The following is a 25553-nucleotide window of genomic DNA, read 5'->3' as shown; positions in this document are numbered from 1 at the left end:
ACCATTGAGCACAGCAGCCCGGCGAGCGTCGCCGACGAGCGCCAGCGAGGAGGGTGCGTGAGCGAGCTTGCGAGCGCGCCATTCAGCACAGCAGGCTGGGCGAGCGCCAGGGAGGAAGCGGCGTGAGCAGGTTGTCGGTCGGGTGTGGGAGGCTCGCCCGGTGGCCGAGAACCCGCGTCCTTCCGCTCCGCGTGACCCTGACGAGCCGGGCGCCGACCCCGTGACCGAGACCGGCGCCGACTATCGGGACGCGGTCCTGACCGGGCAGGAATGGTCGCACCGGCACTTCGTGCGCTGCGACTTCACCGACGCCGACCTGCACGGCCTGGTCACCAAGTCCTGCACCTTCGACCAGTGCGACCTCACCCGCGCCGACCTGGGCGAGTCCCGGCACTCGGCGTCGGCGTTCCGGTCCTGCACCTTCCGCCGCGCCGTGCTCACCGGGTCGACCCTCACCGACTGTTCCCTGCTCGGGTCGTCCTTCATGGACAGTAAGTTGCGGCCGATCACCCTGCGGGACTGCGACCTCACCCTGGCCGGGCTCGGCGGTGCCGTGCTGCGCCGGTGCGACCTGTCCGGCCTGCGGTTCCGCGAGGCCAACCTCGTCGAGGCCGACCTTTCGGACGCCGACCTGCGCGACGCCGACCTCACCGGCGCCCGGCTCCTGGGCACCGTGCTCACGGGCGCGGACCTGCGCGGCGCCCGCGTCGACGCGGACGGCCTCCGCCACGCCCGGCTCGCCGGGGCGCACGTGGACCTCGACACCGCGGTCGCCTTCGCCGCCGCCAACGGGCTCGTCGTGCGCTGAGCGGCGCTCACCGGATCCCCCGAACCTGCCCTCCCGTTCCCGCCAGCCGCCTCGACGGCGGGTGACATGTCCTCGCCCGGCGACTCGAGTGCCACCAAGGACCCCTTGGTGGCGTTGGGTGTTCGCTCGGCGCGCGCCCGGAAGGGTGGTGCGCCACGGGGACGGGCCGTCGGACACGCTCTAGTCGATCGGGGGCTCGCCGGGTTCGAGCTCGATGAGGTCGCCGCTGGCGAGGAGTTCCTCGATCGAGGCCGGCAGGAGGTAGGCAGCGCCCCCGCCGGGCTGGTTGAACCACGGGATCGCCACCCCGTGCAGCGCCTCGAGCGGCCGCTGCACCCGGTACACGTGGTACGGCCGATTCACCCACTCGGGCACCAGGGAGCGCTCCTCGAACGGCGTGCCCGCCGCGTAGGTCAGGTTGCCGTTCGGCCCGCCGAACCGGTCCAGCTCGCTGCCCACCGGCAGCTCGCGGATCTCCTTGCCGCGGAACAGCGTGAGCGGCGGCTCACCCTCCAGCGGCTGGATCGGCCACTGCTGCTGGCCACCACCGCCCGCCGCCGGCCGCCCACCGGTCGCGCCGGCACCCGCCGCGAGACCACCACCGGCCGCCGGCGGCACCGGCGCGCCCGCCGGCCGCGCCGCCCGCTGCGGCGGCTCCCCGGCGTCCCGTCCCGGCACCGGCCGTGCCGGCTCCGGCTCCGCTCCGGCCGGTGCCGGTCGACCACCCACGGCCACCTCCGGCGACAGCATCGCGGTGACCCGCTTCGGCGGTCCGGGAACACCCTTCGGCCCGGGCCCACCGACCTGGCCGGGCGCACCCGACGGCCCGCCCCTGCCGTGCCCCGGCGCCCCGGTGCCGGCGGGCTGCCCCGAGGGCGCACCGTGCGCCGGCTGCCCGGAAGGCGCACCGTGGGCAGGCTGCCGGGCAGCCGGACCGCCGGCACCGGCCGTGGCCGGACCACCGGCCGCCGCGCCCCTCGGCGCACCGGTGCCGTGGGCGGCCACCCCGCCCTCGGGCGCGAGCAGCAGCTTGCCGAGCAGGAACGCGGCCGCGTCGTCGACGTCACCGAACATCGCGGGGTTGGTGAGCTCCCCGTCGTACCAGCCGACCCGCCACCCGGAGCCGACCTCCTCCAGGCTCCAGCCGCGCCGGATCGGCCTCCCCAGCCGGTACTCCGACGCCGGGACACCCAGCTCCTGCAGCTTGTCGCGCAGCTGCTCCAGCACCGGCTCCGCATCCTCGGACACCGGCGGCAGCGGCGGCGCGCCGGCCTGGGTGGGCGGGCCACCGTCGTCGAGGTCGTGCTCGGCGCCGCCGTCCTCGTGCTCGGCGTACCGGGTGTGGTCACCGCGTTCGGCCTGGTCGACGTCGTCCGCGGGTTCCTCGCCCCGTGCCCCCGGCAGGGAGATTGGCTCGGCGGGCGTGGCGGCGTGCGCCGACACCGCCGGGGTGATCCTGGTCAGCTGGGCCTCGTCGGCGTCGTACCCGGAGGCGTCGGCGCCGTACTCGGAGGCGTTCCGCCCGGCCTCGGTGGAGCCGGGAGCCGACGCCGGAGTCGAGCCCGACGCCGGAGCCGCGGACACGGCGGGAGGCGGCGGCGGGGAGGACACCTCCCGCTCCGCCGGCTCCGCGTACGTGGTCGCCTCGGCATGGCCCGGCGACTCGTACCCGGAGGATCCGTGGCCCGCGGACTCGAAGCCCGAGGAATCCGTGGAGCCAGGGGACTCGTAGTCCCGGGACTCACCCGCCGGCTCCGCGTGCCGGTCCTCGGCGAAGCCCTGCCCCTCGAAGTCCGGCTGGCCGTGCCCGTCGTCGGCGTAGTCGTCCGGCTGCTCGTGCCGCCCCGGCGCCTCCTCGGCCGCGCCGCCGGAACGCCCCCCACCGGCGGCGTATCGGCCATCCCCTGGTGGGGCCGGTACCGGTGGCGGCGGAGCCGCGACGGGCGGCGGTGGCGGCGCTGGCGGCGCTGGCCGGGCGGGCGGCGCGCCACGGGAGATGTGCGCGGCGGCGGCCTGCCGCAGCGGCTCCGGCACCTCCGGCACGGTGTGGCCCGCGGCCTGGATGTGCTGAACCAGGTCGGGCTCCGGGGAGACGCCGTACTCGCGCAGGTAGTAGTTCACCGCGGCCGGCCAGATCCAGTTGCCGTCGCTGTGGAACGCCACCGGGACGGTCGCCTCGGGTGTGGTCGCCAGCCGGTCCACGTCGTAGCCGCGGCCGGGCACCACGACCGGCGCGTTGTCGAGGTACTCCAGCAGCCGGTCCTGCTCGTCGACGTCGAGGTCCGGCCGGTTGATCAGCGGCCGCCCGCCGGGACCGACGCCGTCGAAGATCCGGGCGATGCGGAACCTCGGCCCCGGCCGCTCGGGGCCGAGGCCGGACATCCGACGCATCAGCCACTCCGGAACGTTCTCCTCCGACCGTGGAAACATCCGCAGCTCGTCGGCGTAGGCCTGGGGCGGCGGCACGAGGTCCCAGTTGGGCTCCTCGCGGTCGTACTCCAGGTTGTAGCTGGAAGGGTGGTCGAGCTGGTAGCGCGCGTTGAACCAGGTCCCCCGCCCCTCGCGGTACATCCCGGCGCGCAGCCGGCCGAACAGGGTGGCGATGTCGTGCGTGGCCACCCACTCGTGGACGGACCCGTCCTGGGTGGTGACCTCCCCCGTCAGCTCGTGATACCTGCCCACCGCGCGGTACTCGGCGACCACGCGCCGCCAGTCCCGCGGGGCGGCACGCAGCAGGGCAAGGCCGATCTGCTTGACCAGGGTGTCCTGCTCGGTCGCGTTCAGCTGCGTCGCTTGTGCCACCCGAACATCTTGACTCTTCGCCCCAATTTATGCACGGCACATGTGAGGTTCGCTGCCGTTCGGCCTGGTATCGCGCGCGCGGAGGGCGGTAGAGCACACGCTGAGCGAGAGGCACATCACCGAACCGGGACAGCTTTACCGCCCCCACCCGCGGAGAATGGGCGGTGATGACTACCGCCAGTACGTCCGGAGTACCGGAACGCGCGATAACCCACTCGAATCGGCGAGAACCGTCCGGCGCGCGGGTAGTCGGCGTGGCGTTGGCCGCCACGTCCGGGCTCGCGATGGCCGCGCAGGCCCGGATCAACGGCCAGCTCGGCGTCGAGCTGCACGACGGGCTGCTCGCCGCGGTCATCTCGTTCGGCGGCGGCCTGCTCGTGCTGCTGCTGGCGCTCGTCGTGTCGGCCGGGATGCGGACCGGGGTGCGCCGGATCGCGGCGGCCGTGCGCGGCGGCTCGCTGCGCCCGTGGCAGTGCCTCGGTGGCGTGGGTGGCGCGATGTTCGTCGCCGGCCAGTCGGTCACCGTCGGCGTGCTCGGGGTGTCGCTGTTCACCGTCGGCGTGGTGGCCGGGCAGACGATGAGCGGGCTGGCCGTCGACCGCGCCGGGCTCGGCCCGGCGGGCCCGCAGGCGCTCAGCCGGCCCCGGGTGCTCGGCGGGCTGCTCACCCTGGTCGCGGTCGCGCTGTCCGTCGCCGGCGGGCTCGACCTGCCCGGCGGGCCGGACGGGCTGTGGTTGCTGGTGCTGCCGCTGGTGGCCGGGGCGCTCGTCGCGGTGCAGCAGGCCGTCAACGGGCGGGTCGGGCAGGCCGCGGGCAGTCCGCTCACCGCGGCGCTGCTCAACTTCGCCGTGGGCACCGCGGTGCTCGTGCTCGCCTGGCTGGTCTCGCTCGCGGTGCGCGGTGGGCCCACCGGCTTCCCGGACAACCCCGTGCTCTACCTCGGCGGGCTGGTCGGCATCGTGTTCATCGCGCTGGCCGCGCTGGTGGTCCGGTGGACCGGCGTGCTGCTGCTCGGCCTCGCCGCGATCGCCGGGCAGCTGGTCGGCTCGGTGCTGCTCGACGCCCTCCTGCCGGCACCGGGGTCGCACCTCACCGCGACCACCCTCGTCGGCACCGCGTTGGCGCTGCTGGCCGTCGGGGTCGCCGGGGCGGGCGGCCGGCGGCGGACCGGTCCGCGTTTGGAACAATGAGCCGCGTGACGGCGACGGTTCTGGACGGCAAGGCCACCAAGGACGCGATCTTCGCGGAGCTCGCTCCGCGCGTCGCGGCGCTGGCCGAGCGTGGCCTGCGCCCCGGGCTCGGCACCGTCCTCGTCGGCGACGACCCCGGCTCGCACTCCTACGTCAAGGCCAAGCACGCCGACAGTGCCAAGGTGGGAGTGACCTCGATCCGCCGGGACCTGCCCGCCGACATCGGCCAGCGGAAGCTGGAGGCGGTGATCGACGAGCTCAACGCCGACCCCGCCTGCACCGGCTACATCGTCCAGCTCCCGCTGCCGGCCCACCTGGACACGGGCGCCGTCCTGGCCCGCATCGACCCGGAGAAGGATGCCGACGGGCTGGCGCCGGTCAGCCTCGGCCGGCTGGTGCTCGGCGAGCCCGGCCCGCTGCCCTGCACGCCGCGCGGCATCGTCGAGCTGCTCCGCCGCTACGACGTGCCGCTGGCCGGCGCCAGGGTCACGGTCGTCGGCAGGGGTATCACCGTCGGCCGGCCGCTCGGCCTGCTGCTCACCCGGCGCACCGAGAACGCGACCGTCACCCTCTGCCACACCGGCACCCGTGACCTCGCCGCCGAGGTGCGTCGCGCCGACATCGTGGTCGCCGCGGCCGGTGTGCCCGGGATGATCACTCCGGACATGGTGCGGCCGGGGGCCGCCGTGCTCGACGTCGGAGTGTCCAGAGTGGACGGTAAGCTGGCCGGCGACGTCGCGCCCGGTGTCGCGGAGGTCGCCGGGTTCGTGTCGCCCAACCCGGGCGGGGTCGGCCCGATGACCAGGGCGATGCTCGTGACCAACGTCGTCGAGGCGGCCGAGCGCACTGGAACTCGCTCGGGTCGGACCGCGTGACTCCACCGCACAAGACTCCGCCCCGGGACCGCCATCCCGCGCTGACGCACCTGCCGTTCGCGTTGGTGCTGGTGCTGGTGGCGATCGCCGCGGTGCGCATCGGCCAGTACCACTGGCGGCAGGGCACCGCGCTGATCGGCGGCGCGCTGCTCGTGGCGGCGGTGCTGCGGGCGGCGCTGTCCGACGAGCAGGCCGGCCTGCTGGCGATCCGCGGCCGCGCCGTCGACGTGTTGAGCTATGTGGGGCTGGGTGTGCTGATCCTGTTCGTGGCGCTGACCATCTCCGGGGGCCTGCTCGGCTGATCCTTCCGACGGTGGGTGGCGATGTCCTCCGGAAGAAGGACGACCCGTCCCGGACCTCGGCGCCAGGATCGGGACATGTTCCGTTCCGTGCTCGCCGCGCTCACCGTGACCGCGACCCTCGCCGCGCCACCGCCGGCCGCGGCCGCCCCGACCGATCCACCGGTGTCCCCGCTGGCCGCTCAGGCCAGCGCGGCCGACGCGGCGCCGACCCCGGTGCTGGACTGGCGGCCGTGCGCCGAACCCGGGCTGGAGCACCTGCAGTGCGCGGTCGCCGCGGTGCCGCTGGACTATGACAACAACCGTGACCACAACGATGACCACAACCACGCCCACAACCAGGCCCACCCGGGCGGGCCCATGCTCGACCTCGCCGTCGTCCGGCAGCCGGCCACCGACCCGGAGCGGCGGGTCGGAACGCTGTTCACCGCGGTGGGCGGGCCCGGCGGGTCGGGCATCGACGCCGCGAGGAACGGACTCGGCTTCGGCGAGCTGGCCCGCCGGTTCGACATCGTCACCTTCGACCAGCGCGGGATCGGCCGCAGCCGGCAGGTGCGCTGCTTCGCCTCGGCCGAGGAGCAGGAGCGGTTCTGGGTCGGTGTCCAGCTGCCGCCGGTGACCCCGGCCCAGGAGCGCGCCGCCGAGCGGGCGAGCCGCGCGCACGCCCGCGGCTGCGCCGCCCACTCCCCGGACCTGATCGGCCACCTCACCACCGTCGACGCCGCGCGGGACATGGACCTGCTGCGCCGGGCGGTCGGGGAGCCGAAGTTGATCTACACCGGCGGTTCCTACGCCAGCTACCTCGGCGCGGTCTACGGGGCCCTGTTCGGTGACCGGGTGCGCGCCCTGCACCTCGTCGCCGTGCTCGACCCGGTCGGCTACACCAACGCCACGCTCGGCCTGCTCTGGCAGCGGTCCGCCGGCACCGAGGAGGTGCTCCGCGAGTTCGCCCGGCTGTGCGCGCGGGCCGGCCGGGACCGGTGCCCGCTGGCCGCGCCGACCACCGACGCCGTGCTCGCCCGCAACGCGGCGGTGCTCGACGCGCTCCGCCGCGGGCCGGTCACCGTGGGGCGGGGCGAGGAGGCCGTCCGGGTCCGCTACGCCGACGTCGTGCCGATCCACGCCACGCTGCTCTACGACACGGGCGAGGGCTGGCCGGCGCTGGCCGCGCTGATCGCCGAGCTGGAGCGCGGCGCCGACGGCGACCCCACGGTGGTCGGCGAGGTGCTCGCCGCCATGTCGTTCCGGCTCGACTTCCTCGACTCCTACCTCGCGATCTCCTGTGCGGACAACACCTTCCCCCGCCATCCCGGCCTGTGGCCGGGGCTGGCGACGGCGTTCGAGGCGCACGCGCCGACCTACGGCCGGCACTGGCTGTACCAGCAGCAGGCCTGCGCGGCCTGGCCCGCGCCGCCGGGCGGCTACCCGCAGCGGCACACCGGGCCGTGGCGGCTGCGCGGCGACGTGCCCGCGCTGCTGGTCAACAACCGCTACGACCCGGTGACGCCGCTGGCCGGCGCGCGCACCGCGGAGCGGGTCATGGGTGACGCCAGGCTGGTCGTGGTCGAGGGGCACGGGCACAGCGTGCGCGGCCGGTGCACCGACGCGATGGCCGAGCGCTACCTCATCGACCTCGAGCTCCCGCCGCCCGGCGCCACCTGCGCCCCGGACCGGCCACCGTTCGCGTAGGCCACCCCGGTCCGGACTCCGCGGTGTCCTAGGCTTCCGCGGCGGCCAGCCGGGCCGGAGCGGCCTGCTCCCGGCGCTCGAGCCCGCCGGACACCGCGGCGATGGCCAGGCCGAGCACGGCCAGCAGCGCGCCCACCCAGTTCGGCGCCACCAGGCCGAGGCCGCCGGCGATGACCAGTCCGCCGAGGTAGGCGCCGATCGAGTTGGCGATGTTGAACGCCGACTGCACGGCCGCCGACACCAGCGACGGCGAGCCGCCGGCCTTGTCCATGATCCGGGCCTGCAACATCGGGCCGATCATGAAGCCGACCAGGCCGATCAGGAAGATCGTGACGGCCGCGCCGACCTTGGCGTGCGCGGTGACCGTGAAGACGGCCAGCACCGTGGCCAGCGCTACCAGCGACCCGTACAGGCTGGGCATCAGTGCCCGGTCGGCGAGCCGGCCGCCGAGCAGGTTGCCGGCGGTCATGCCCAACCCGGCCAGCGCGAGCAGCAGGGTCACGCTGCTCGGCTCGAAGCCGGCGACGTCGGTGAGCACCGGGGCGACGTAGCTCAGGCAGGCGAACGTGCCGCCGAGGCCGAAGGTGACGATGGCGAGCGCGAGCCAGACCTGGGGGCGGCGGAACGCCGCCAGCTCGCCGCGCAGCGACGTCTCGGTGGGCACGCCCTGGTGCGGCACCAGCTTCGCGATGCCGGCGATGGCGGCGAGGCCGATCACCGCGACCACCACGAACGTGGCCCGCCAGCCGACCCGCTGGCCGAGCAGCGTGCCCAGCGGCACGCCCACGACGTTGGCCAGGGTCAGGCCCAGGAACATCATGGACACGGCCTTGGCCCGGTTGCCGGGGCCGGCCATGCTGGCCGCCACGACCGCGCCGGCGCCGAAGAACGCGCCGTGCGGCAGGCCGGCGACGAACCGGAAGGCGACGCCGAGCTCGTGGTTCGGCGACAGGGCGAACAGGGTGTTGCCCGCGGTGAACAGCGCCATCATCGCGAGCAGCATCGTCTTGCGGGGCAGCCGCATGGCGACCGCGGTGAGCAGCGGGGCGCCGATCACCACGCCCAGCGCGTAGCCGGAGATCAGGTGGCCGGCGGCGGGGATCGAGACGCCGAAGTCGGCGGCCGTCTGGGGCAGCACGCCCATCATGACGAACTCGGTGGTGCCGATGCCGAAGGCACCGATGGCGAGTGCGAGCAGCGCGAGGGGCACGGCTCTCCTCTCGAACAGGTCGAAGGGGGCGAACGGTTGAACGGGATCGATTCAGGCGTCGGCAGCGTCGTCGCCGCCATCCGGTCCGCCGTCGTGACCGGGACCATCTGCTGAATCGATAAAGTCGAGTGTCAGAAACAAGGACAGCCATCGCGCACCCCTGCGTTGGGCTGTCCTGCTACCAGTTCAACTCATGCACGCCATCGTTGTCATCCCGTTATGGCGTGAGCCTGCACACGTGCCATGCGGGGGAGGGCTCCGCGGGCCATGACGGCCACCGGTGGGGGAGCGCCCACCCGTCTCCCCGACCACTCGCACGGAGACGTTGGGCGTCACAGTGCTTGCCCAACGCTCCCCTACTGCGCTGCTTCGCCATTGTCGCGCGGCGGGGACCCACCGGTGGCCTTCATGGCATCGAGGGCTGGGGCCGCCGGAGCGGCGTCAGGCGTGCTGGGTGAGGATCTCGCAGTCCGACCCCGGCACGACCAGTCCCTCGTGGCCGTCGCTGAACCGGACCAGGTACGGCGGCTGGCCGTCGTCCCCGCGGACCTCGATGATCTCCCCGCGCTGCTCGCCGGAGCCGACGATGCGACCGTGAACGAGGATCTCGTCTCCCACTCGTGCGCGCATGCTGCATCACCTCCGCGACATCAAGGTTAGGAGCGGTGTGCGACGGGCGTCGAGTGGTGGACTCGTCCGTTCGGGGCGAATTATCGGGCGCATAGAGTTGGCCACGTGGTCGAGGTGCTCGACAGGGTCGACGGGGTGTGCGGCGAGTTGGTGCTGCGCCGCGACGGCCCGGCCCTCGAGGTGATCGCCAACGGGATGTTCCTGATGGACACCAGGAACGGCGAGTCCGAGCGGTTGCTGGTGACCAGTGCGCTGGAACTGGCGCCGGCACCGGCGCGGGTGCTGATCGGCGGGCTCGGTGTCGGGTTCTCGGTGCGCGCCGCGCTGGATCACCCCGCGGTGCGCGAGGTCGTGGTGGTGGAGCGGGAGCCGGCGATCGTGGCGTGGAACCGGACCGGCCCGCTGCGGGACGGGCACGGCGACGCGCTCGCCGACCCGAGGGTGCGGCTGGTCGAGGACGACCTGCTGCGGTGGGCCGCCGAAGGGGAGCGGTTCGCGGCGGTGTGCCTGGACATCGACAACGGGCCGGACTGGACGGTGAGCGAGGGCAACGCGTCGCTGTACGGGCCCGCTGGTGTCGACCGGCTCGCCGGGATGCTGCGTCCCGGCGGCGTGCTGGCCGTGTGGGGCGCCGGGCGGAGCCCGGAGTTCACCCGGCGGCTGCGGGCCCGGTTCCGTGACGTGCGGGTGCTGGAGGTGCCGGTGCCGCGCGGCGACCCCGACATCGTGTGGCTCGCCGTGGTCTAGACCAAGGCTCCGTAGGCTGGACAACGGGCGGCCGGCCCGACGTACATTGCCGGGGAGCGGGGTGGCAGACGGTCATTACCGCTGGGTAACCAGGGTGCGGCGCGGGCGGCCCGAGTTTTTACCAGTACGCTTGTACCGCTACGACGAGACGTGAGAGATCCCGCGGAGGGCCTGCAACCCGGGTCCGACCATCGCGCAGAGAGGAGCACCGCTGCTCATGGCCAAGATCAAGGTCCAGGGCACCGTCGTCGAGCTCGACGGCGATGAGATGACCCGCATCATCTGGCAGTTCATCAAGGAGAAGCTGGTCCATCCGTACCTGGACATCAATCTCGAGTACTACGACCTGGGCATCGAGGAGCGGGACCGCACCGACGACCAGATCACGGTCGACGCCGCGAACGCGATCAAGAAGCACGGGGTCGGGGTGAAGTGCGCCACGATCACCCCGGACGAGGCGCGGGTCGAGGAGTTCGGCCTGAAGAAGATGTGGCGCAGCCCGAACGGCACCATCCGGAACATCCTCGGCGGGGTCGTCTTCCGCGAGCCGATCATCATCTCCAACATCCCGCGGCTGGTGCCCGGCTGGACCAAGCCGATCATCATCGGCCGCCACGCGCACGGTGACCAGTACAAGGCCACCGACTTCAAGGTGCCCGGCCCCGGCACGGTGACCATCAGCTACACGCCGGAGGACGGCTCCGAGCCGATCGAGCTCGAGGTGGCGAAGTTCCCCGAGGGCGGCGGCGTCGCCATGGGCATGTACAACTACCGGCGGTCAATCGAGGACTTCGCGCGGGCCTCGCTGCAGTACGGCCTCGACCGCGGGATGCCGGTCTACATGTCGACGAAGAACACGATCCTCAAGGCCTACGACGGCATGTTCAAGGACGTGTTCCAGGAGATCTTCGACAACGAGTTCAAGGCGGACTTCGACGCCAAGGGGCTGACCTACGAGCACCGGCTGATCGACGACATGGTGGCCGCGTCGCTGAAGTGGGAGGGCGGCTACGTCTGGGCGTGCAAGAACTACGACGGTGACGTGCAGTCCGACACGGTGGCGCAGGGCTTCGGCTCGCTCGGCCTGATGACGTCGGTGCTGCGCACGCCGGACGGGCGGACCGTCGAGGCCGAGGCGGCGCACGGCACGGTGACCCGGCACTACCGGCAGCACCAGCAGGGCAAGCCGACCTCGACCAATCCGATCGCCTCGATCTTCGCCTGGACCCGGGGGCTCGAGCACCGCGGCAAGCTGGACGGCAACTCGGAGCTGATCGGCTTCGCGAACAAGCTGGAGCAGGTGGTGGTCGAGACCGTCGAGAGCGGCAGGATGACCAAGGACCTCGCGCTGCTCATCGGCAAGGACCAGCCGTACCTGACGACCGAGGAGTTCCTCGCCACCCTGGACGAGAACCTGCAGAAGAAGATCGCCCAGGGCTGACGGAGCTCGGCGATCGGCGGGGCGTCCCCACGGGGGCGCCCCGCCGTGTGTGGCCCTGACTTGCTGCTGGTGCCAATTGGGTACCGCTTTCGGTACCGTCTGAACCGTGGCGATGAATCTTCGACTGAGCCCGGAAGCCGAGGCAGCCCTGCGAGCGGAGGCGCGGCGCACCGGCCGGTCCCAGCAGGACATCCTGCGCGAAGCGGTGAACCGACACCTTGGGCTCGTGCCGGAGCAGCAAGCACCGATGACGGACCCGCTGTTCCTCACCGGGAAAGTAAGCCCGCCCCGCATTCCGTATCGTCGTGCGCACCCGCGGCGCCGATTGGAGCCTGGCGAGAGCAGTCTCGACATTCTGGACCGCCAGGAACGTTTCTGATGCGTGTCTATGTCGACACCAGTGCCCTCATCAAGCGGGTCATCGTCGAGCGGGAATCGACTGATCTCGAGGATGCTCTCGAGGAGTACGCGGACAGGCATGTGCTCCTGGCTTCGTCGACTCTGGCATGGGTCGAGGTCGGCAGGGCTGTCCGGAGTCGGTACGACGCGTCCTATGGAGATGTCGCGGACGAAGTCAGCGCCGCGCTAGCCGGAATCGCCGAGCATCGAATGGACCGCGAGGTCATCAGCCTGAGCCGGCGGCTGCCGCCGAACGCGCTCCGTTCCCTGGACGCCATTCACCTGGCGTCGGCGGTCCTGCTCGATGTCGAGGTCATGGTGACGTACGACCGCCGGCTGGCCGAGGCGGCCGCGCTCGCGGGGATCCGCTGCACCGCGCCGGGCGACGGAGAGTAGCCGCCGCCGGAGCCCTGTTGGCGCTGCCGGGTGGTTCGGGCGCGCGGGTCTGGGGAGGGCGCCCGTCGCGGCTCTACCCTGGTCGGGACGCCCTCCTGGCCGTGAGGAGTACGAGTGTCACTCGGCATACCGAAGCGGGTCATCATCGTCGTCGCACTGGTCGCCGCCGTCGTGCTGATCTACGCGATGGGCGCCGACCGGCGCAGCTCCGAGGGCGCCGAGGGCGGCGGCGCCAATCCCGGTGGCCCCAGCGGCTGCCGGGTCGCGGTCACCGCCGACATCCTCAACGTGCGGGCGGAGCCACACCTCGGCGCGGAGATCGTCGGCAAGTACAAGCAGCACGCGCAGGCCGACGCCGAGCCGGTGGTGGAGAACGGGTTCCGCAAGCTCGCCGAGAACCGCTGGGCGGCCGACGAGTACCTGCGCCCGCTCGACGGCACTCGGTGCGGTTGACCGGGGGCACCCACCGACGGGCGCCGTCGCGGTCGAACGGGCCACCCGCCCGCGCCCACGACTCAGGGCAGGTCGACGACCATGCCGTCGGCCGCGGCCAGCACCTCGCCCGGGAACGCCGCGGCCGCCGCACGCACGGAGAACGAACGGTCGCTGCCCGGCCAGAAGTGGGTGGGCAGCAGGCGCCGGGCCCCCGCCCGCGCCGCCCACCGGCCGGCCTCGCCGGCGGTGAGCAGGTACCGGTCCGTCCGCGGGCCCTGCAGCGTGGCCTCCACGACGAAGAGGTCCGCGTCCCGCCCCAGCTCGGCCAGCTCCGGCGCCGGCCCGGTGTCCCCCGTGTAAGCCACGGTGAGCCCAGGCGCGGCCAGCCGCACACCCAGGTTCGGCACGTGGTGCGGCAACGGGACCCCGCTCAGCTCGACCGGGCCGACCCGCGCCGGCTCGGCCAGGTCGTGGACGGCGAACACCGTGTGCGGGTCCGGTCGGGGCTCCAGCCATGCCAGCACCTCCGGCGGGCAGAACAGCGGCAGCGGCGTCCGGCGCGGCTCGGCGAAGTGCCACGCCCTGCCCAGCGCGGTGAGGTCGGCGCAGTGGTCCGGGTGGGCGTGGGTGACCACCACCGCGTCCACCATCCCGTCCGGGCAGAGCTGGAGCAGCCGGGAGACCGTGCCGTAGCCGAGATCGAGCACGATCCGCACCCCGGCGTGGTCGAGCAGGAACCCGCTGCAGGCCCGGCCCGGCTCGGGCCACGCGCCGCAGCTGCCGAGGACGTGCAGCCGACTCACCCGGCCAGTCTGCCGGAGGGCGCCCGGCGGTAGCGTGGTCGGCCGTGCTGACCGTGTCGACCGTGAACGTCAACGGCCTGCGGGCCGCCGCCAAGAAGGGGTTCGTGGAGTGGCTGGGCGCCACCGACGCGCAGGTGGTCGCCTGCCAGGAGGTGCGCTGCGCGCCAGAGCAGCTCCCGGCCCTGCTGCGCGAGCCGGCCGGCTGGCACACCGCGCACGCGGTCTGCGCCACCAAGGGTCGCAACGGGGTGTGCCTGTTCAGCCGGACCGAGCCCGAGTCGGTGCGCGTCGGCTTCGGCGAGGCCGAGTTCGAGGACAGCGGCCGCTACGTCGAGATGCACCTGCCCGGCCTGGTGGTGGCCAGCGTCTACCTGCCCAGCGGCGACGTCGGCACCTCGCGGCAGGAGGAGAAGGAACGCTTCATGGCGGCGTTCCTGCCGTACCTGGTGGAGCTGCGCGGCAAGGCCGAGGCGTCCGGGCGCGAGGTGCTGGTGCTCGGTGACTGGAACATCGCGCACGCCGAGGTCGACCTGAAGAACTGGCGCGGCAACCGGAACAACTCCGGCTTCCTTCCCGAGGAGCGCGAGTGGCTGGGCCGGGTGTTCGGGGAGGCCGGGTACGTCGACGTGCAGCGCCGGCTCGACCCGCACGGCCCCGGCCCGTACACGTGGTGGTCCTACCGTGGCAAGGCTTTCGACAACGACGCGGGCTGGCGGATCGACTACCACGTCGCGACACCCGGGCTGGCCGACCGGGTCGTGGAGATGCGCGTCGAGCGCGCCCCGAGCTACGACCAGCGCTGGTCCGACCACGCCCCGGTCACCGCCACCTTCGACTGGCCGCCACCCTGATCACCACCGGCGGGGCTCGAAGATGCTCCGGGGCTCCTCGTCCTCCTCGGTGGGCGCGGGCGCCGGTGCCGGCTCGGGTTCGGGATCGGCCAGCCCGTAACCGGTGAGCTTGGCCCGCGGTCCCAGGACACGCTCCGGATCGACGTCGGCGCCGACGCTGCCGCGGACGAGCTCGAGCTGTCGCTCGGTCGCCTCGCGGACGGCCTGCCGGATCGTCGCGTTGAGCGTGGCGGCGAGGGCGCTCGCGGTGCCGCGCACCGCGGTGTCGGCCAGCTCGACGCCGCGCACGATCCCTCCCGCGCCGGCCACCACCGTCACCGTGCCGTCCGGCGAGGACACCCTGACCTCCAGCGCGGTGAGTCGCGACCGCATCGTGTCGAGCTTGCCCAGCAGGGCGTCGTTCTCCGCCTGCCGGTCCCGGATCTTCCGTACCTGCCAGCGCATCTCCTCGATGAGCTCGGCGTTGCTGGGACTCACCATCCGCTTCCCGCCTCCCGCACTCGGTCGTGTCGGACGAAGACGATCCACCCCTCGTACCAGCGCGTCGTGGTGCGCAGGGAGTTGTGGTAGGTCGAGTAGACGTAGCCGAGCTCGGCCGCCACGTCGAGGCACACGAGCCGGTCGACCCCGACGTGACGGAGCACGATCGTCACGACGTCACGGCCGTCGAACTCCTGGACCAGCCGCGTCATCCGTTCGGTCAGCGCCCGGCGCGGGCTACCGGCCACCAGCGGCACGACCACCGCCGCCATCAGCGCCAGCACGGCCAGCGCGAGCGTCCAGCCCACCACCGCCCGCCGGGTGGCGACGTAGAGCGCGATCAACGCCGCCACCATGACGACCCCAGCCACCAGCGCCACGATCCGCGCGCGGTGGTGCCCCGCGGAGCTCCGGGAGCCCGCCGCCGGAAGTGGGACGGCCTCGCGCAGCGAGCCGATCGGCCGCCGGCCCAGCAGGAGCACCGGGTCGAACCGGTCGCCGAGCACCCGCAGGATCCGGGCGCCGTGCCGGCCCGCCAGTCCGGCGACGTCGTCGAGGGTTCCGCCGAACTCCGCCGGCCGCACCCAGGCGAAGTCCTGTGTGGACAGTTGGCCGGCCAGCTCGGCACGGCGAGCCTGGTGTTCCGCCGCCGGCGCCGGCGGCGGAATCGGTCCGGAGTCGCCGGTCGGCTGGTAGCGGAACGCGAGCACCTCCGCGGTGGGCGGTGGCATCTCCTGGTAGCCGCGGCGCGCCGCCAGCCGCCGGATCTCGGGCACCGGCACCGGCCATCGCCGCGGGTCGACCACCGACTCCTGCCGGTGCAGGAAGCACTCGCTGACCAGGTGGGCCCGCCGGCTGTCGGCGTCGTTCTCCCGCAACGCCCTGGCCTGGATCAGCAGCACGGTCGCCGTGCCCGCGATGGCGACCACCGCGACCAATCCGAGGAGCAGGGTCTGCACTTCTCACTCGGTCCCGGGCTCGAGGCGAATGCTGTTCGCCACCCGCATCGCCGCGGTGAGCACGGCCTGCCAGGTCTCCTCGTCCCGGCCGGTCACCACGAGCACGATCAGGTGGGTCCCCGCCGGGACCGGCAGCTGGAACTCGGCCCTGAGCTGGGGGAGGACGGTGGCCTGTCCGGTCCGGGTCGCCTGAGGTGGCAGCCGGTACTCGCCGGCGGTCACCGCCACCATGGCGGGGCCAAGGCCCAGCGGGACGATCCGCGCGTCCGCCCCGGGGTGTCGCTCGAGGTAGTGCCGGCGGAGCTCCTCGACCGCCGCGTGCCGGTTCCGGCGCACCGCCGCCGGCCCGGTGTCGTCCTCGGCCCGGAGTGGCACCACCGCGAGCGCCAGTTCGGCGAGGCTCGTGTCGCTCACCGCGAACCGGCCGTAGAGCCGGACCGAGCCCTCGGCGAGGAGCTGAGCGAGCCAGGTGAGGTGTCGCGGGAGCTCCGCGGCCTGGTCGCCGGCGTGCGGGGCGAGGTCGCTCGCGAGGCCGGCGATCGCCGCGGCGTTGTCCTCCGCCGACCCGCGCAGCGGCAGGCCGACGAAACCGGGCGGGACGTCGACGAGCAGCTCGGGTCCCTCCGTCGGCCGGTCGGTGCTCGCTGGGCTGCTCACTGCCACACCCGTTCCTCGGCGCGTCGGCGGTCACGCTCGGCCTGCCCGGCGTTGTCCTCCTCGATCCCGTCCCGGATCGCGTTCTCGAAGGCCACCGACGCCGGGCTGACCGCCCCCTGCACTCCCTGCCGGAGGTCCCGCGGCACCCAGTACTGGCGGAGGTTGTCGTAGATGGTGCTAGCCTCGCCGCCGGTCGCGGCCTCACCGATGCCCTGCCCGGCCAGCATGCCGAGACCGGCACCGGGGACGGGGGTGGTGACCAGCCCGATCACGTCGAGCGCGATGGTCTCGTCGGGCACGTCGCCGCCAGCCGCCTTCGCCACGACGTGCCCGGTGAGGGCGACCGCGCCGAGGGTGCCCGAGACGACGTTCAGTGCCTGGTCGGCGACCTGCCCGACCACCGGGACGACGTTCAGGACGTCCCCAACGGCGCCGATCATGGTGCTGAGGTCGCTGATCACGTCGGAGACGTTGGCGATGAGGTTGGCGTTGTCCTCGATGAAGTCGGTGACGGTCCGCAGGGCGTCCCTGGCGAGGTCGAGCGTGTCGTTGGCCAGCTCGGTGACCGCGTCGCCGAGCGCTTCCAGACCCTTGGCCAGCATCCCCGGCTCGTCGGGCGCGATCTCGCGCGCACGGTCGAGCAGCTCGGCGATCCGTGCGGCCAGCTCGTGGTGTTGCTCCCGCAGGCGCCTGGCCGCCTCCAGGACCGCCTCGAGCTGGTCGATGGCCGCGGTGAGCTGACGGGCCGCCTGGTCCAGTGCGCGGTTGGCGGCCTCGAGCGCCGCCGGGTCGGTGAAGGTCTGCCCGGTGAGGTCGAAGGCGGGGTTCGCCCTGGCCGCCTCCGCCGCCTCGCGGGCCTGGCGGGCCCTGGCCTCGAGCTCCACGGCCCGCTGCTGCAGGTCGCCGAGCGCGCCGGCCCAGTCGTCGAGCGCGGTCGAGGCCTGCTTCATGGACTCGGCGGCCTTGCCAAGGTACTCGGGAAGGTCGCCGACCCTGCGGGCGAAGGCCTCGCTGGCCTCGCCCTCCCACACGCCGGTCTGGTCGATGATGGACTCGATGGCCCGCAACGCCGCGGCCAGCCGGGTGCCGACCTTCCGGTACTGCTCGGCGCTGGCCTGGACGGCGGGCAGCTCACCGGGGGCGGGGTCGAAGCCAAGGGCGGTGAAGTCGCGGACGCCGCCGCGCGCCGGGGCGGTCACCGGGCGCCCCCGAGAACGTCACCGATGGACCGGTCAGGGACCTCCGGGGCGGATCCGGGCAGCGTCGAGTCCGGGCCGCCGGGCATGCCGGGCGGGCGGTTGCCGTCCGTGACCAACGGCGGTGAGGAGCCGATGCCCGGCGGGGAACCCGTCCCGGCCGGAATGATCTTGTCGATGGCGCCGGCGTATTCCTCTTCCAGCGCCTCGTAGTTCTTCTTGGCGGATTCGAGCCGCTTGATGACGCCTTTCGCGGCCTCGTCCAGCTTCTCGAGACCGTAGCGCCACTTCTCCTCGAACTCGTGCGCGGCGTTCTTCAGCACGTCGTCGCCGAGCAGGTCGAGCTGGCCCTGCGCGGCCAGGGTCTTGTTGGCCTCGCGTACCTCGTTGGCACCGTCCTCGAGGGTGGTGATCAGTCTGGCGAGTTCGGCGACGTTGACCGCGTAGCCGTTCGACATCGGAGTGCCCTTCCTGATTGCGCGGCAGCGTAACAATTGACGCAGCTGGAAGGGCTCGGTTCCGCCTGATCTTCACTGAATCGGGAGAGCCGCGTGGCATCACCTGGGGTGGGGTGCCGGGCGGCCGCTCAGTTCTCCCGCCAGGTGAGGATCTCGCCGGTGCCGGAGCGGGCGAACTCGCCGGGGAAGACCCGCAGCCGCCACGGCCGGAACCGCAGCACACCCCATGCCGGCGAGTCCGGGCTGTCCCAGCCGGGGATGGTGGCGGGGTCGTAGCCCAGCGGCGGCGGGGTGGACGCGAACAGCTCCCAGCCGGCCCGCCGGCTCGCCGCGTCGAGCAGGAGCTCGGCGCGGCACTCCGCCACGCACGTGTCGTAGGCCTCGACGCCGTCCCAGTAGTTGCACGACACGTACGGGTTCGCCGCCAGGTGAGCGCGCTTCAGCGGGGTCACCCCGGCGCCGGCCCACCCGACCAGCTCCGTGCCGTCCCACTGCCAGAGCGTGTGCACCATGCGGGAGCGGGGACGGCCCCGACTGTCCACGGTCGCCATCGTGGCGTACACCATCCGGTTGGCCATCTCCGTGAACGCCGCGGCCACGGTCGGGAAGTCTCCGTTCGGCATGAGCTGATCCTCGCGCATCGTGCCCAGTGCCCGTACCCCCGGTGCGCGGTGCGGGGGAGGCCTCGCTATGGTCTGCCGGCGAGTTGGGCGAAACGCCGACGTCTTGACACTCTCGGTAGCTTTCAACTCGGCAAGCCCCTCTTTTGGGGGATTGGTGGAAGGACCTCGTCCCGGGAGGCACTCCGGTGCGCAACCCAGTGAGTGAGCTGGCGCGAACGCTCCCGCACGCGGCACGCGTCCTCGTGGCGCTGGTCGTGGTGTCGACCGTCCTGCTGGTCACCGCGGGCACCGGCGCCGCGGCACAGGCCGCCCGCGTGGAGCCGAACCAGGTCAGCTTCGGGCTGCTCGGCCCGGTCGGGCTGGCCGCGGTGCTGATCGGCATCGTGGGCATGACCGCGGGCGTGCTCCGCCAGCGCCGGCGGGCCCGCGAGGCGACACCGCACCCGCACGTCACGGCACAGGCTCCGGCCGACGAGCCCGTGCTCACCACCACCCGCCACGGCTGAGTTCCAGCCGGTTGCACCGTCCGCCATTCGAGCCGACACCATGCCGTGTCCGCGCTCCCTGCACATGTGTCCGCGCGCCATGCACATGTGTCCGCGCGTTATGAACACGTGTCCGTGCCCTGCGACGCGGACACGCGTACACGGACCGCGGACACGCGTGCAGGAACCGCGGACACGCGTGCAGGGAGCGCGGACACTCGTAGGCTTTGCCGTGGTGCCGCCGCGGGTCGGCGTTATTCCCCGCCGTCCGGGTGATGACTCACACCTCCTCCTCGCTGGCGCTCGTCGGCGGCGTTCGCCGAGCCTGCTGTGTCGAATGGTTGGCTCGCGAGTTCGCTCACATCGCGAACGCGTACCCCGCAGCCCCGGCGCGGCCGTAGTCTCGGGCGCATGGCGACACCGCTCTCGATCACCCCACCGGAACCGAAGCCCAGCTCCAGCGCACTCCGCCGAGCGTTGAAACGGGCCGAGGAGGGCGTCGCGCTCGACGTCGCCGAATCGGCGGTGCTGCTGCACGCCCGGGGTGCGGACCTGGAACGCCTGTTCGCCGCCGCCGCGCGGGTCCGCGCCGCCCACCTCGCCGACCAGGGCCGCACCGGCCTGGTCACCTACAGCAGCAGCGTCTTCATCCCGCTCAGCCGGCTGTGTCGCGACCGCTGCCACTACTGCACGTTCGCCACGGTGCCCGGCCGGCTGCCCGCGCCCTACCTGGAGCGCGACGAGGTGCTGGAGATCGCCCGCGCGGGCGCCGCCGCCGGCTGCAAGGAGGCACTGGTCACCCTCGGCGACCGGCCGGAGGACCGCTGGCCGCAGGCCGCGGAGTGGCTGGCCGAGCGCGGCTACGAGTCCACAGTGGACTACCTGAGGGCGTGCGCGATCGCGGTGCTCGAGGAGACCGGCGTGCTCCCGCACCTCAACCCCGGCGTGCTGAGCTGGGAGGAGCTGCAGCGGCTGAAGCCGGTCGCGGCCAGCATGGGGATGATGCTGGAGACCACCGCCGAGCGGCTGTGGGCGGAGAAGGGCGGGCCGCACTACGGCAGCCCCGACAAGCAACCCGCCGTCCGGTTGCGGGTGCTCGACGACGCCGGCCGGGTCGGGGTGCCGTTCACCACCGGCATCCTCGTCGGCATCGGCGAGACCCTGACCGAGCGGGCCGAGTCGCTGCACGCCATCCGGCAGCGCGCCCGGCAGTACCGGCACATCCAGGAGATCATCGTGCAGAACTTCCGGGCCAAGCCGGACACGGCGATGCGCGACCACGCCGACGCCGACCTGCACGACCTGGCCGCCACCGTGGCCGTCGCCCGGCTACTCATGCCCCCGGGAGTGAGCGTGCAGGCCCCGCCGAACCTCGTCGGCGACCAGCATGCCCTGCTGCTGCGCGCCGGCATCGACGACTGGGGTGGCGTCTCCCCGCTCACGCCCGACCACGTGAACCCCGAGCGGCCGTGGCCGCGGATCGACGAGCTGGCCGAGTGGACCGGTGAGGCCGGGTTCGCGTTGCGCGAACGCCTCGCCGGCTACCCGCGGTACGTGCGGGACCGAGACCGGTGGCTCGACGTCAGGGTGCACCCGCACGTCACGGCGCTGGCCGGCGCGGACGGCCTCGCCGACGACGACGCCGCGGTCGAGGGCCGCCCGTGGCAGGAGCCGGACGGCGGGCTGGACACCGTCGGCAGGGCCGACCTGCACGCGGCCATCGACACCGAGGGCAGGACCGGTGACCGGCGCGGCGACTTCGACACCGTCTACGGCGACTGGGACGCCCTCCGGGACCGGGTGCGCGCCCCGGAGCGGCTGGACGGCGACGTCGCCGAGGGCCTCCGGCTGGCCGCCGACCGGCCGGCCGCGCTGCTCGACGAGGCCAACGCCGCGGCCGCGCTGGCCCTGCTCACCGCCGAGGGGCCGGCGCTGGAGACGCTGACCCGGCTGGCCGACGAGCTGCGCGCCGACGTCGTCGGCGACGACATCACCTACGTGGTCAACCGCAACATCAACTTCTCCAACGTCTGCTACGTCGGCTGCCGGTTCTGCGCCTTCGCGCAGCGGGAGCGGGACGCCGACGCCTTCCGGCTCTCGGTGGACGAGGTGGCCGCCCGTGCCGTCGAGGCCGCCGCGGCCGGCGCCACCGAGGTGTGCATGCAGGGCGGGATCGACCCGAAGCTGCCGGTGACCTACTACGCCGACATCGTGCGGGCGATCAAGAAGGCGGTGCCGGACCTGCACGTCCACGCGTTCTCCCCGATGGAGATCGTCGCGGCCGCGGCGAAGGCCGGGGTGAGCGTCGAGGAGTGGCTCACCGAGCTGCGCGACGCGGGGCTCGGCTCCATCCCCGGTACCGCGGCGGAGATCCTGGACGACGACGTGCGCTGGGTGCTCACCAAGGGCAAGCTGCCGGCGCGGACGTGGATCGACGTGGTGACGACCGCGCATCGGCTGGGCATCCCGTCCTCGAGCACGATGATGTACGGCCACGTCGACCACCCTGGGCACTGGCTTGGTCACCTGCGGGTGCTGGCCGGGATCGCCGAGGAGACCGGCGGGTTCACCGAGTTCGTCGGGCTGCCGTTCGTGCACCACAACGCGCCGATCTACCTCGCCGGCGTGGCCCGGCCCGGCCCGACCGTGCGGGACAACCGGGCGGTGCACGCGGTCGCCAGGCTCGGCCTGCACGGCCGGATCGACAACGTGCAGTGCTCCTGGGTCAAGCTGGGTGACGAGGGCACCGCGCAGGTCCTGCGCGGCGGCGCCAACGACATCGGCGGCACGCTGATGGAGGAGACGATCTCCCGGATGGCCGGCTCCGCGCACGGATCGGCGCGGACCGTCGCCGAGCTGGATCGGCTCGCCGCGCTGGCCGGCCGCCCCTCCCGGCAGCGCACCACGACCTACGGCAAGCGGGTGCGCGCGGCGAGCTGACAGGGCCGGTGGCGCGCGGCGCCACCGGCCCTGTCGTCACCGTCGCGCTACCTGATGTTCGCGGCGATCCAGCTCGAGAAGTACGGCACGTCGACGTAGATGGACGGGCCGGTGGCGCAGATCGAGCTGCCGTTGCCGGAGCGGCTGGTGGCGCCGATCAGCTGCCACACGCCGTTGACCCGCTTGACCTGCGGGCCGCCGGAGTCGCCGTAGCAGGCGCCCTTGTTGCCGCCGGGGTTGTTGGTGCAGATCTCACTGGCGGCGCGGATGCCCCAGCAGCTGCTGTCCGACACGATCGAGGTGTCCAGTTCCTGCAGGGTGATCGGGGCACCGCAACCACCGCGCTGCGGGCAGGTCTGGCCCCAGCCGATGATCCGGGTCTGGGTGCCGACCGGGCCGGACGAGCTGGCGATCTCGATCGGGGTCTGGCTGACCGAGGTGGACAGCCGCAGCAGGGCCAGGTCGGCCGAGGGGTGCGGGATCCGCTGGGCGACCCTGGCCACCGAGCCGCCGCTGGTGCGGTTGGTCGTGCCGACCCGCACCTGGTACGGCGTGCCGCAGTGGGCGGCGGTGACCACCCAGTTCGACTTGATCAGCGACCCACCACACGAGTGGCCGCCCCTGCTGGACTGCAGGGACACCATGAACGAGTAGACCTGGGTGGCGTTGCGGCCGCCGACGATGTACGGCGAGACGTCGTCCGCCGCGGCCGTGCTGGGAACCGCCAGCCCGGCGAAGGCGGTCGCCGCGGCGATGAACAGGCCGGAGAGCAGGGAACGTACCTTCATGAAGGTTCTCCTTCGCTGTACCCGGAAGTGTGATCCGGTGCGTTACAGAACGTTAAGAACGCGTTCGGGGGGCGGAGAACCCTCGGAAGTAGGTGCCGTTTCACTGTTTAACTGTTGACGACTTTGGTCGTGCCGCGTTCGCCGGCCGGCTGCTGGCCCGCCCGGCCCTCGGCACCGCCGCCGGTCGGCGGCCTGGCAGAATCCAGCCGTGTCCGTCGATGCAGCCATGCCCGACCCCCGGCGACCCCGCGTGCTGTCCGGGATCCAGCCCACGGCCGACTCGTTCCACCTCGGCAACTACCTCGGCGCGTTGCGCGAGTGGGTACGCCTGCAGCGGACGCACGAGACCTACTACTGCGTGGTCGACCTGCACGCGATCACCGTCGAGCACGACCCGGAGCTGTTGCGCGAGCGCACCCGCCGCTCGGCGGCGCAGCTGCTGGCGCTGGGCGTCGATCCCGAGCACGGCGCGCTGTTCGTGCAGAGCCAGGTGCCCGAGCACGCGCAGCTGAGCTGGGTGCTGGAGTGCCAGACCGGGTTCGGCGAGGCCGGCCGGATGACGCAGTTCAAGGACAAGGCCGCCAAGCAGGGCACCGAGCGGGCCAGCGTCGGGCTGTTCACCTACCCGGTGCTGCAGGCCGCCGACATCCTGCTCTACCAGGCCGACGCGGTGCCGGTCGGTGAGGACCAGCGCCAGCACCTGGAGCTGTCGCGCAACCTGGCGCAGCGGTTCAACAACCGGTTCGGCCGCACGTTCACCGTGCCCGAGGCACACATCCCGCAGGACACCGCGAAGATCTACGACCTGCAGGAGCCGACCGCGAAGATGAGCAAGTCGGCGTCCTCGGTGAACGGGCTGATCGAGCTGCTCGACGACCCGAAGCGGTCGGCGAAGAAGATCCGCTCCGCGGTGACCGACACCGGCCGGGAGATCGTCTACGACCCGGAGGGCAAGCCCGGGGTGGCCAACCTGCTGACCATCTACTCGGCGCTGAGCGGGCGGAGCGTCGCCGACCTGGAGGCGGCCTACGCCGGCAAGGGCTACGGCGACCTGAAGAAGGACCTCGCCGAGGTGCTGATCGAGTTCGTCACGCCGGTGCGGGAGCGGGTGCGGTCCTACCTGGACGACGTGGCGGAGCTGGACAAGCTGCTCACCCGCGGGGCCGAGCGGGCGCGGGAGATCGCCACGGCGACGCTGGCCACGGTGTACGAGCGGGTGGGCTTCCTACGCAGGGTGTGACGCTCCGTTTGCGGGCCGTCGCCCCCCTGGTTAGCGTTTGCTCGTGCGAGACCAGGACGGGACGGGGCCGCAGGCCGCCAAGGCCGGCAAGGCCGGCAAGGCGGACGACGAGAAGCTGCTGGCTCGGCTGCGCCGCCGGTACCCGTGGCTCGATCACCTGGTCCGGGCGGGCGGCTCGTTCAACGAGAACTACGGCAACCACTACGCCGCCGTGATCACCTACTTCAGCGTGCTGTCGGTGATCCCCATTCTGATGGTCGCGTTCGCGATCGCCGGGATCATCCTGGCCGGCAACCCGGCGATCATCGACCAGATCACCACGGGCATCGACAAGTCGGTGCCGGAGGGGCTCAAGGGGATCGTCAACGACATCGTGTCGACCGCGCTGGAGTCCGGCGGCGGGCTCGGCATCATCGGTCTGGCGTTGGCGCTGTACTCCGGCATCGGCTGGATGTCGAACCTGCGGGACGCGCTCACCGCGCAGTGGGGGCAGGAGAAGAAGCATGTGCCGCTGGTGTCCAGGGTGCTCAAGGACCTCCTCGCGTTGGCCGGTCTCGGGCTCGCGTTGCTGGTGTCGTTCACGCTGACCGCGGCCGGCGCCGGGGTGGGGCGGTCGCTGCTGGAGCTGGTCGGGCTGGCGGACGAGGCGTGGGCGGTGTTCCTGCTGCGGCTGGCGTCGATCGTGCTGGCGTTGTTCGCCAACTTCCTGGTGTTCCTGTGGGTGATCGCCCGCCTGCCGCGGGAGAAGGTCGCGGTCGGCAGCGCGGTCAAGGGAGCGGCGATCGCGGCCGTCGGGTTCGTGATCCTGCAGCAGGTCGCCACGTTCTACCTGAAGGGGCTGTCGGACAAGCCGTCGTTCGCCGTGTTCGGGCCGGTGCTCGGGTTGCTGATCTTCGCGAACCTCGTGTCCCGGTTCCTGCTGTTCGTGACCGCGTGGACCGCCACCTCCAGGGAGAACCTGACCCACACCGTGGAGGAACCTTCACCGGTGGTGATCCGCCCGGCCGTGCGGGTCCACCGGGGCGTCAGCCCGCGCGCGGCCGCCGGTTTCTTCGCCGCCGGCGCCCTGCTGACCTGGCTCACCCGACGCCGCTGACTGGCCAGGGGCGCCCGTCCCGGTGGGAGGGCTCGCCCACGACGACGGCGAGGCGC

The 25553-nt window shown here is 72.9% G+C and carries 26 protein-coding genes; 15 read left to right on the top strand and 11 right to left on the bottom strand.

The features are described from left to right. The first annotated feature begins 220 nt into the window (after positions 1-220). On the top strand, positions 221-808 hold the full coding sequence (locus BM051_RS17115; RefSeq protein ID WP_092531148.1) for a pentapeptide repeat-containing protein: 588 nt from the start codon (positions 221-223) through the stop codon (positions 806-808). Between the two features lie 180 nt (positions 809-988). Here BM051_RS17115 and BM051_RS17110 read toward each other — a convergent pair whose 3' ends face one another. Further along, positions 989-3610, bottom strand: coding sequence for a glycohydrolase toxin TNT-related protein (locus BM051_RS17110; RefSeq protein WP_092531147.1), 2622 nt, complete (start codon positions 3608-3610; stop codon positions 989-991). A gap of 254 nt (positions 3611-3864) precedes the next feature. Here BM051_RS17110 and BM051_RS17105 point away from each other — a divergent pair, with 254 nt between their 5' ends. The 4 genes from BM051_RS17105 (at position 3865) to BM051_RS17090 (ending at position 7663) form a co-directional block, all read left to right on the top strand. After that, complete coding sequence (locus BM051_RS17105; RefSeq protein WP_279587055.1) at positions 3865-4800, top strand: DMT family transporter; 936 nt, start codon at positions 3865-3867, stop codon at positions 4798-4800. A 5-nt stretch (positions 4801-4805) separates the two neighbouring features. After that, positions 4806-5675 (top strand): bifunctional methylenetetrahydrofolate dehydrogenase/methenyltetrahydrofolate cyclohydrolase, encoded by an 870-nt coding sequence (locus BM051_RS17100; RefSeq protein ID WP_092531145.1) that lies wholly within the window; start codon positions 4806-4808, stop codon positions 5673-5675. Continuing rightward, the gene (locus BM051_RS17095) at positions 5672-5977 is read left to right on the top strand and encodes a DUF3017 domain-containing protein (RefSeq protein WP_092531144.1); all 306 of its coding nucleotides are present in this window, start codon (positions 5672-5674) and stop codon (positions 5975-5977) included. The genes BM051_RS17100 and BM051_RS17095 overlap by 4 nt, the downstream gene beginning before the upstream one ends. A gap of 75 nt (positions 5978-6052) precedes the next feature. Next, positions 6053-7663, top strand: coding sequence for an alpha/beta hydrolase (locus tag BM051_RS17090; protein ID WP_092531143.1), 1611 nt, complete (start codon positions 6053-6055; stop codon positions 7661-7663). A 28-nt stretch (positions 7664-7691) separates the two neighbouring features. On the opposite strand, the gene BM051_RS17085 is transcribed toward BM051_RS17090, so the two are convergent. After that, entirely contained in the window at positions 7692-8873 is a 1182-nt protein-coding gene (locus BM051_RS17085) for an MFS transporter (protein WP_092531142.1), read from the bottom strand. 441 nt (positions 8874-9314) lie between these two features. After that, entirely contained in the window at positions 9315-9503 is a 189-nt protein-coding gene (locus tag BM051_RS17080) for a DUF1918 domain-containing protein (RefSeq protein ID WP_092531141.1), read from the bottom strand. Positions 9504-9608: 105 nt separating this feature from the next. Between BM051_RS17080 and BM051_RS17075 the strand changes: the two genes are divergently transcribed. From BM051_RS17075 to BM051_RS17055, 5 genes are all read left to right on the top strand, one after another. After that, entirely contained in the window at positions 9609-10250 is a 642-nt protein-coding gene (locus BM051_RS17075; protein WP_092531140.1) for a spermidine synthase family protein, read from the top strand. Between the two features lie 217 nt (positions 10251-10467). Beyond that, on the top strand, positions 10468-11691 hold the full coding sequence (locus tag BM051_RS17070) for an NADP-dependent isocitrate dehydrogenase (protein WP_092531139.1): 1224 nt from the start codon (positions 10468-10470) through the stop codon (positions 11689-11691). Between the two features lie 112 nt (positions 11692-11803). Next, positions 11804-12070 carry a ribbon-helix-helix protein, CopG family gene (locus BM051_RS17065; RefSeq protein ID WP_243859600.1) on the top strand — a complete coding sequence of 89 codons (267 nt, stop codon included), beginning with the start codon at positions 11804-11806 and terminating at the stop codon, positions 12068-12070. After that, positions 12070-12486, top strand: a complete 417-nt coding sequence (locus BM051_RS17060) for a type II toxin-antitoxin system VapC family toxin (RefSeq protein ID WP_092531137.1) — start codon at positions 12070-12072, stop codon at positions 12484-12486. Before BM051_RS17065 ends, BM051_RS17060 begins: the two co-directional genes overlap by 1 nt. A gap of 114 nt (positions 12487-12600) precedes the next feature. After that, entirely contained in the window at positions 12601-12939 is a 339-nt protein-coding gene (locus tag BM051_RS17055) for an SH3 domain-containing protein (RefSeq protein WP_092531136.1), read from the top strand. A gap of 62 nt (positions 12940-13001) precedes the next feature. Here BM051_RS17055 and BM051_RS17050 read toward each other — a convergent pair whose 3' ends face one another. Next, complete coding sequence (locus BM051_RS17050) at positions 13002-13724, bottom strand: MBL fold metallo-hydrolase (RefSeq protein WP_092531135.1); 723 nt, start codon at positions 13722-13724, stop codon at positions 13002-13004. 44 nt (positions 13725-13768) lie between these two features. On the opposite strand from BM051_RS17050, the gene BM051_RS17045 reads away from it, so the two are divergent. Then, on the top strand, positions 13769-14575 hold the full coding sequence (locus BM051_RS17045; RefSeq protein WP_092531134.1) for an exodeoxyribonuclease III: 807 nt from the start codon (positions 13769-13771) through the stop codon (positions 14573-14575). On the opposite strand, the gene BM051_RS17040 is transcribed toward BM051_RS17045, so the two are convergent. The 6 genes from BM051_RS17040 to BM051_RS17015 form a co-directional block, all read right to left on the bottom strand. Continuing rightward, complete coding sequence (locus BM051_RS17040) at positions 14576-15052, bottom strand: YbaB/EbfC family nucleoid-associated protein (RefSeq protein ID WP_166677741.1); 477 nt, start codon at positions 15050-15052, stop codon at positions 14576-14578. Continuing rightward, the gene (locus BM051_RS17035; RefSeq protein ID WP_092531132.1) at positions 15049-16014 is read right to left on the bottom strand and encodes a hypothetical protein; all 966 of its coding nucleotides are present in this window, start codon (positions 16012-16014) and stop codon (positions 15049-15051) included. The genes BM051_RS17040 and BM051_RS17035 overlap by 4 nt, the downstream gene beginning before the upstream one ends. A gap of 3 nt (positions 16015-16017) precedes the next feature. After that, complete coding sequence (locus BM051_RS17030; RefSeq protein WP_092531131.1) at positions 16018-16671, bottom strand: hypothetical protein; 654 nt, start codon at positions 16669-16671, stop codon at positions 16018-16020. Continuing rightward, on the bottom strand, positions 16668-17870 hold the full coding sequence (locus BM051_RS17025) for a putative T7SS-secreted protein (RefSeq protein WP_092531130.1): 1203 nt from the start codon (positions 17868-17870) through the stop codon (positions 16668-16670). Before BM051_RS17025 ends, BM051_RS17030 begins: the two co-directional genes overlap by 4 nt. Beyond that, positions 17867-18325 carry a WXG100 family type VII secretion target gene (locus BM051_RS17020; RefSeq protein WP_092531129.1) on the bottom strand — a complete coding sequence of 153 codons (459 nt, stop codon included), beginning with the start codon at positions 18323-18325 and terminating at the stop codon, positions 17867-17869. The genes BM051_RS17025 and BM051_RS17020 overlap by 4 nt, the downstream gene beginning before the upstream one ends. 128 nt (positions 18326-18453) lie before the next feature. Further along, on the bottom strand, positions 18454-18948 hold the full coding sequence (locus BM051_RS17015) for a pyridoxamine 5'-phosphate oxidase family protein (protein WP_092531128.1): 495 nt from the start codon (positions 18946-18948) through the stop codon (positions 18454-18456). A 185-nt stretch (positions 18949-19133) separates the two neighbouring features. Between BM051_RS17015 and BM051_RS17010 the strand changes: the two genes are divergently transcribed. Together BM051_RS17010 and BM051_RS17005 are read left to right on the top strand one after the other, a co-directional pair. Next, a complete protein-coding gene (locus BM051_RS17010) occupies positions 19134-19454 on the top strand; it encodes a hypothetical protein (RefSeq protein ID WP_134046198.1) in 321 nt (106 codons plus the stop codon). Between the two features lie 390 nt (positions 19455-19844). After that, positions 19845-22373, top strand: a complete 2529-nt coding sequence (locus tag BM051_RS17005) for a bifunctional FO biosynthesis protein CofGH (RefSeq protein WP_092531126.1) — start codon at positions 19845-19847, stop codon at positions 22371-22373. A 47-nt stretch (positions 22374-22420) separates the two neighbouring features. On the opposite strand, the gene BM051_RS17000 is transcribed toward BM051_RS17005, so the two are convergent. Then, the gene (locus BM051_RS17000) at positions 22421-23161 is read right to left on the bottom strand and encodes a S1 family peptidase (RefSeq protein WP_092531125.1); all 741 of its coding nucleotides are present in this window, start codon (positions 23159-23161) and stop codon (positions 22421-22423) included. A gap of 226 nt (positions 23162-23387) precedes the next feature. On the opposite strand from BM051_RS17000, the gene trpS reads away from it, so the two are divergent. Beyond that, positions 23388-24401 carry a tryptophan--tRNA ligase gene (gene trpS, locus BM051_RS16995; protein ID WP_166677747.1) on the top strand — a complete coding sequence of 338 codons (1014 nt, stop codon included), beginning with the start codon at positions 23388-23390 and terminating at the stop codon, positions 24399-24401. Positions 24402-24444: 43 nt separating this feature from the next. Then, the gene (locus tag BM051_RS16990; RefSeq protein WP_092531299.1) at positions 24445-25497 is read left to right on the top strand and encodes a YhjD/YihY/BrkB family envelope integrity protein; all 1053 of its coding nucleotides are present in this window, start codon (positions 24445-24447) and stop codon (positions 25495-25497) included. Positions 25498-25553 lie beyond the last annotated feature (56 nt).

The sequence above is a fragment of the Amycolatopsis arida genome (genome assembly GCF_900115565.1).
GTDB classification, from domain to species: Bacteria; Actinomycetota; Actinomycetes; order Mycobacteriales; family Pseudonocardiaceae; genus Yuhushiella; species Yuhushiella arida.
The sequence above is the reverse complement of the archived record's forward strand: the minus strand, read 5'-3'. Positions and strand labels throughout refer to the sequence as shown.